Raw genomic sequence first — 5,203 nt, 5'->3', positions numbered from 1 at the left:
AGGAGGATATCAAGCTCCTTCTGCGCAGCATTTGGTGAGGGCTTATCGGAAGCTTGGCTTGGAGCCTGCTCAATCTCATCACTGGGAAGAAGCGCATCTGCAAACCCTTGTTCAACAGCACTCTCACCATTGATCCAGGTCTCTTTGTCGAGCTGGTTGCTCAGCTCTTTTTCCGAGATCTTGGTGCGTGCGTGATAGATGCTGACTGCCGCATCATCAAACGGCTTTAGCCAATCGGCGACCTCAAGGAACGCATGGCGATCACCGCATGCACAAACCCATGTGTTATGGATCATCAAGAAAGCCGCTCGCCCGATCTGGATTTCATCTGCCGCCATTGCGATGACAGAAGCCGCCGATGCTGCTAACCCCAGCACCTTCACGGTCACCTTTGCTTTGTGCTCGCGCAGCAGGTTGTAGATCGCCAACCCTTCGAAGAAATCACCACCTGGAGAGTTGATCGAGACAACCACATCCTTTTCACCAATGTTGCGCAGCGCCGCTGAAATTCGCTTGGCAGTCACTCCTTCATACATCCAGCTCTCGCCAATTGGATCGAGGATGGAAATGGTGCTTTCGCCATCCTCACCAGCTGCTGCTTTGATATCGGGATTCCAGCGCTGCTGTACGCTTTCAGCAATCGCACTTTGAAGACCTTTCCCAGCCAACACTGGGACATTTGGCAAATTGCGGATGCTCATTTGTCTTCCTTTCCTAGCAAGTCGACCAGTCCCATAGAGGTTTGAACCACCAGCTCATCACTGTTGCCACCGCGCCGTGGCAGATTGAGCTTGTCGCGTCCCTCATCACCAGACATGAAGCCACCCATGCGCATTTTGAGGAGGAAGTCGCCTTTGGCCTTGCTATCCATTTGCAACATGGCTTCGCGGTTATATTCCACGTACCAACGCCCGCGCTTTTCAACTGGAATGAGGTCTTTCAGGATACGAGCTTCGTTTTTGATAAGTAGCGGATTGATACCGAGCGAGAGCCAGGACAACATCACCGCCTCAACACCACTGCCCCACATGGTCTGGCCATCAGATGAATGGCCGATCACAATCGGCGGAACCCCAAACCATCTGCAAACATCTTCAACGCCAAAGCGCCGGGTTTCCAAAAGCTGCGCATCTTCAGGGTTCATCTGGAGCTGCTTGTAAGAAAGCCCAGCTTCAAGCGTCAGGATTTTACCTGCCTTGCGAGAACCTGAGAATTTGGTGAGGATCGCCTGAAGTTGCCCGCGCTGCGTCTCGTTGAGCTTTTGTTCGGAACTCAATACGCCTGCAGCCATCATTGCATTTGAAAAAACACTGCCCGCTGTTTCATCAGCAGCCAAAGCAGCACCAATTGAGTTCGCCCCATACTTGATGGCTGACATGCCCAAACCATCACCAGCCCCAAACCCGCGCAGATGGAACACTTTATCAGCGGGCAATGTGCTGTGTTTGCCCCGGTCATAGACGCTGTATTCCAGCTTGCCATCTTGATTGCGTTTGGGTGTGGCATTGAGCAGAGGACGTAAACCAACCAGCCTTGGTCCCACAAAGAGTCTTTCGGCACATGCATTGCCGCGCAAAGTTGCATGCGCCGTCATGCCTTCCCAGAACTCAACCCCAGTTTGCTCACGGTTAGGGCTTTTACAAAGAACCTCAGAAAGCTCTTCTTCAATCTTCACCCTGCTGTTTCCATCACCCTTTTCATAAAGCGCGAGAGGCAGTGTTGAGATCACCTGTGAAGTCTTGCGAACACAATCCCAAACAGCAGAAAACGCCAGAGCAGAGGACGCATTCACGGTTTTGCCAGCCGCAGAAGAATGACCGTCCCCAGTCCATGCATCTCCCCCATTGAGGTTGATCCATCCCGACTCGCCTGCACGCAACTCTTGCTTAATGCCGCGAGCTGCTGCCTTTAAAAATCTGATCATATAACCATCACCGGATTGCTGAGGAAATCGTCCAGGCCATTGCCTTCTGCTTCTGGATGGCGGCTCATAAGATCGAACGCGTTGAACGCTGCTGTGAGCGGATCAATCTTCATGGAACCGGAGGCTTGCTTGGTCACGTAGTCGGCATTGCCGCGTTTCTCGGTTTTGGCGTTAGAAACACACCAAGCCATCAACCGCGAGCCACCATGAACCAGAGATTTGTCTGCTAGCTTCCGCGCCATGCCTTTGGTTACGCCTGAGAGTTTGTAGCCTTGAGGTACACCAACAAGCTGCTCTTGTTTGACCTCCCGCTCCATCAGCTCATCAACAATTGCAGCCACTCCGACTGGGTCTAGTCCAATGGCATGTTCTTTCGGAAACAGACCACGATCCAGAACTTGCTCAATGTAGTCAGCAACAATCGGAATATCGTCTTCGATGTTCTCACAGATGAACAAGTCGCCATCCTTCTCGAAGTCTCTAAGCGCCGTCGCAATCTGCTTGCGTTTGTCTAAGGCACTCTCATGGCAACATGCACAGGTCCAAAGCAGCCATCTGCTTTTCTCGGTCTCGCTCTCTTTTTCGCGCCCGATAAAACAAAGCCCTAGAAGGTCATCCAGACCGCCGCCATCAACACCAGCAGTCACAACCTCACATCGATCCAAAAACTCATCAAAATCACGGATCACAGTGAACTCAGCAGCCTGCCAATGATCAGCTCCAGCCCACCGATCCCGTCGCAGGTTCATGCCGATTGGCACATTCAAATGCTTGGCAAGGAAGCTCTGCTTGTCTTCTTCACCCGTTCCATCCATGGCTTCGCGAAGTTTGGATTCCAGCCAGCTCTTACGAACGGAACGCCCTAGATTGGGATTGGTGATGTAATAGTTTTCCGGCTTCAGATAATCCTTGCTTTTGAGCATTGCTTTGGGGAACTCGTAGAGAACTCCAAGCCGCTCAGGATCGTGAATTTTCCCGTCACGCACATCGCGGTAGTATTCAAGCTTACTCTTCCAGACCCCTGCTGGCGGTTCATCGGAATGCGTGGTCAGATAAACAACAAATCCTTCAGGACGAGCAATCAATCCGCCAGTGGCCTCCTGCAGCATGGCCGCTGCCTTTGGCTTCTTGCCAAACAACCACAACTCATCGACCAAAACAAAACCAGCTTTTTTGCCAGAGAGCGTGTCGCTGTCAGCCGCCACAATCTTTAGGTTTGAATTTGTGGTCTCATGCCTGATTGTCCGCTGGTGCGAGGTCACCTTAAGAATGCTTTTGAGTTCCGGATCGTAGGAGACCATCGCCGCAGCTGGATCAAAGCAGTTGTTGGCCACCTCAATGGTTGGAGCCAACAGCAGCAGCTCATTGAGGTGACGCCAGTTGCGAATGAGCGCCGTCACCATGATCCCGGCTGCAATGGTGGACTTGGCATTTTTCTTTGAGATCAGGAGCAGGAACTCACTGATCAAACGTTGTCCTTCTCCCGCGTCATAGGCTCCAAAGATCGCACCAACAAAATCGAACACCCACTGATCACAGCACTCACCAAATGTCGGCATGCCCGGAACATCAACTACTTTGAGCGACTTGAAGACGTTCAAAGCTGCTTCGGCTTCTGCTGAGAACAAGGGATCAAAGGGAATGAGAGATTTCCCTTGAACAATCCGTTGTTCCCAATCCACGCAGGCTGTTGACCAGTGCTGAACTTTCAAGACAGATCTTTCTTCAGTTGATCAGCTGGGGAGCTTGGGGAGGTGCAAATTTTCCGGCATAATCTTCTGCCGTTTTTTTGCGCTCTTCTTTTTTGCCGAGCGCTTTTTCAGATGCAGCAGGAACACTCTTTCCGCGGTTAGCAATCGCATCAGCCAGCTTGTCACGATCAGAGCGCTCAAGCCGCGAGAAGATCTCCTTGATCGCTGACACCTTCCCGGCTTCAGCCATGTCCATGAGCTTGTCCAGCAGCTTGGCTTCCACTCTCGCCCGAGCATCATCCTTGACCTTGAGCTGACGAAAATAATTCTTACGCAAAGTGGGAGCTGTGATCCCTAAAGCTGCTGCAATTTCATCCTGAGTTTTTCCGAACGCCAGTAACTGTATGACAAGTCTACGCTTTTCGTCGCTCACCACATGAGGTGGACGCCCTCGTTTCACAAATCCTTCAGGGATTGGATCGCCTAGCAGGTCAAATTCGAAGTCGGCCAAAAAAAAATCTCTCAGTTATAATGGGGCGGGTAAGGGCCATTCAGCCCCCGGACTTTCACCCCACCCCCCCATTTTCCATTGAAAATCAATGACTTGGCAGTTCAGCCGTTAAAGCCTTCACAGCCGCCTCAGAGGCGCTCAACAGCTCCCGAGCAACTCATTCAAACCGAATTTCATCTTATAAATTAATGACTTGGCAACGCATCCGCCGCACCTTCGCAGTCTTCCGATTGTGGCACCACGTGCAAAGGCACTGGATGTTGCCCGGATCGAGGTCAGCGCCGCCATCCTTGCGCTCGACGATGTGGTCAGCGATGAGCTTGTGTTGCAGCTTCGAGAAGTCCTTGCCGCACATCTCGCAGACATAGCCGCGCAGCTGCTTGATGTACTTGGCGAGCGCCTTCCATTCAGCCGTGAGGTAGAACGGATCAACCGCCTTCGGCGCTTTGCGCAGCGTTGAGCCCAATGTGTTCAAGCGGGGTGTGATGGATTTGAGTGGCAAAGGAAGCTGCCTTCAAACAGAAAAAAGGCCCGCCTCTCAGCGAACCAGTTGACGCACTCTGCATGCGTATCGAAATTCCATAGAAACTCTTCGCGCCAACTCCGCTTCTCAGCGTCTTATGTTGACTGGGTCTCGTGTTCGGGTCGCTCTGTTTGTGTAGCGGGTTCTAGCCGCTCAGGCCCCGAAGATCCACGTGATCATCCTGCCGCGTATCTTGGTTAACTCAACGCCACTTTGTCAACCGGCACTGTTGCTTTTGTAGTCCGACCGAACGCCTCAACCTCAACTCGAACTGCCCTACCATTCTTTTTGAGATCCCGAACTATACCATTCAACTTTGCCCCAGTGCCAGCGACAAGCATAACCTCATCACCAATGCTAAAGAGCTGCCCCTTAACGAGCTTTCCTCCAACTTCAGCTTCGCAAGCTGTGTCGATAATTCGAAGCATCTCACGCATTGGTACACGGTGCGGAGCACCATAGGCGCTAACTTAAAGAGTAAATATCTGATATTACTGAATTTATACCAAGTATTTAGCTGGAAGTATTAGGCATTTACTCTTGGTTGTTTTGAA

The 5,203-nt window shown here is 51.6% G+C and carries 6 protein-coding genes; all 6 read right to left on the bottom strand.

Going from position 1 to position 5,203, the window contains the following annotated elements; all coding sequences use genetic code 11:
- On the bottom strand, positions 1-701 hold a 701-nt coding region (locus PPL9_RS02710), incomplete at its 3' end, for a head maturation protease, ClpP-related (protein WP_082596481.1).
- Positions 698-1,924, bottom strand: coding sequence for a phage portal protein (locus PPL9_RS02705; RefSeq protein WP_057461209.1), 1,227 nt, complete (start codon positions 1,922-1,924; stop codon positions 698-700). The genes PPL9_RS02705 and PPL9_RS02710, both read right to left, overlap by 4 nt.
- Positions 1,921-3,636 carry a terminase large subunit gene (locus PPL9_RS02700; RefSeq protein ID WP_057461208.1) on the bottom strand — a complete coding sequence of 572 codons (1,716 nt, stop codon included), beginning with the start codon at positions 3,634-3,636 and terminating at the stop codon, positions 1,921-1,923. Before PPL9_RS02700 ends, PPL9_RS02705 begins: the two co-directional genes overlap by 4 nt.
- Positions 3,637-3,649: 13 nt before the next feature.
- Positions 3,650-4,126, bottom strand: coding sequence for a hypothetical protein (locus PPL9_RS02695; RefSeq protein WP_057461207.1), 477 nt, complete (start codon positions 4,124-4,126; stop codon positions 3,650-3,652).
- A 178-nt stretch (positions 4,127-4,304) separates the two neighbouring features.
- The gene (locus tag PPL9_RS34050) at positions 4,305-4,628 is read right to left on the bottom strand and encodes an HNH endonuclease signature motif containing protein (protein WP_082596480.1); all 324 of its coding nucleotides are present in this window, start codon (positions 4,626-4,628) and stop codon (positions 4,305-4,307) included.
- A gap of 218 nt (positions 4,629-4,846) precedes the next feature.
- A complete protein-coding gene (locus tag PPL9_RS02685; RefSeq protein WP_057461205.1) occupies positions 4,847-5,086 on the bottom strand; it encodes a hypothetical protein in 240 nt (79 codons plus the stop codon).
- Between the last annotated feature and the right edge of the window lie 117 nt (positions 5,087-5,203).

Origin of the sequence: Pseudovibrio sp. POLY-S9, from assembly GCF_001431305.1 — a bacterium.
In the GTDB taxonomy this organism is placed as follows: domain Bacteria; phylum Pseudomonadota; class Alphaproteobacteria; order Rhizobiales; family Stappiaceae; genus Pseudovibrio.
The sequence above is the reverse complement of the archived record's forward strand: the minus strand, read 5'-3'. Positions and strand labels throughout refer to the sequence as shown.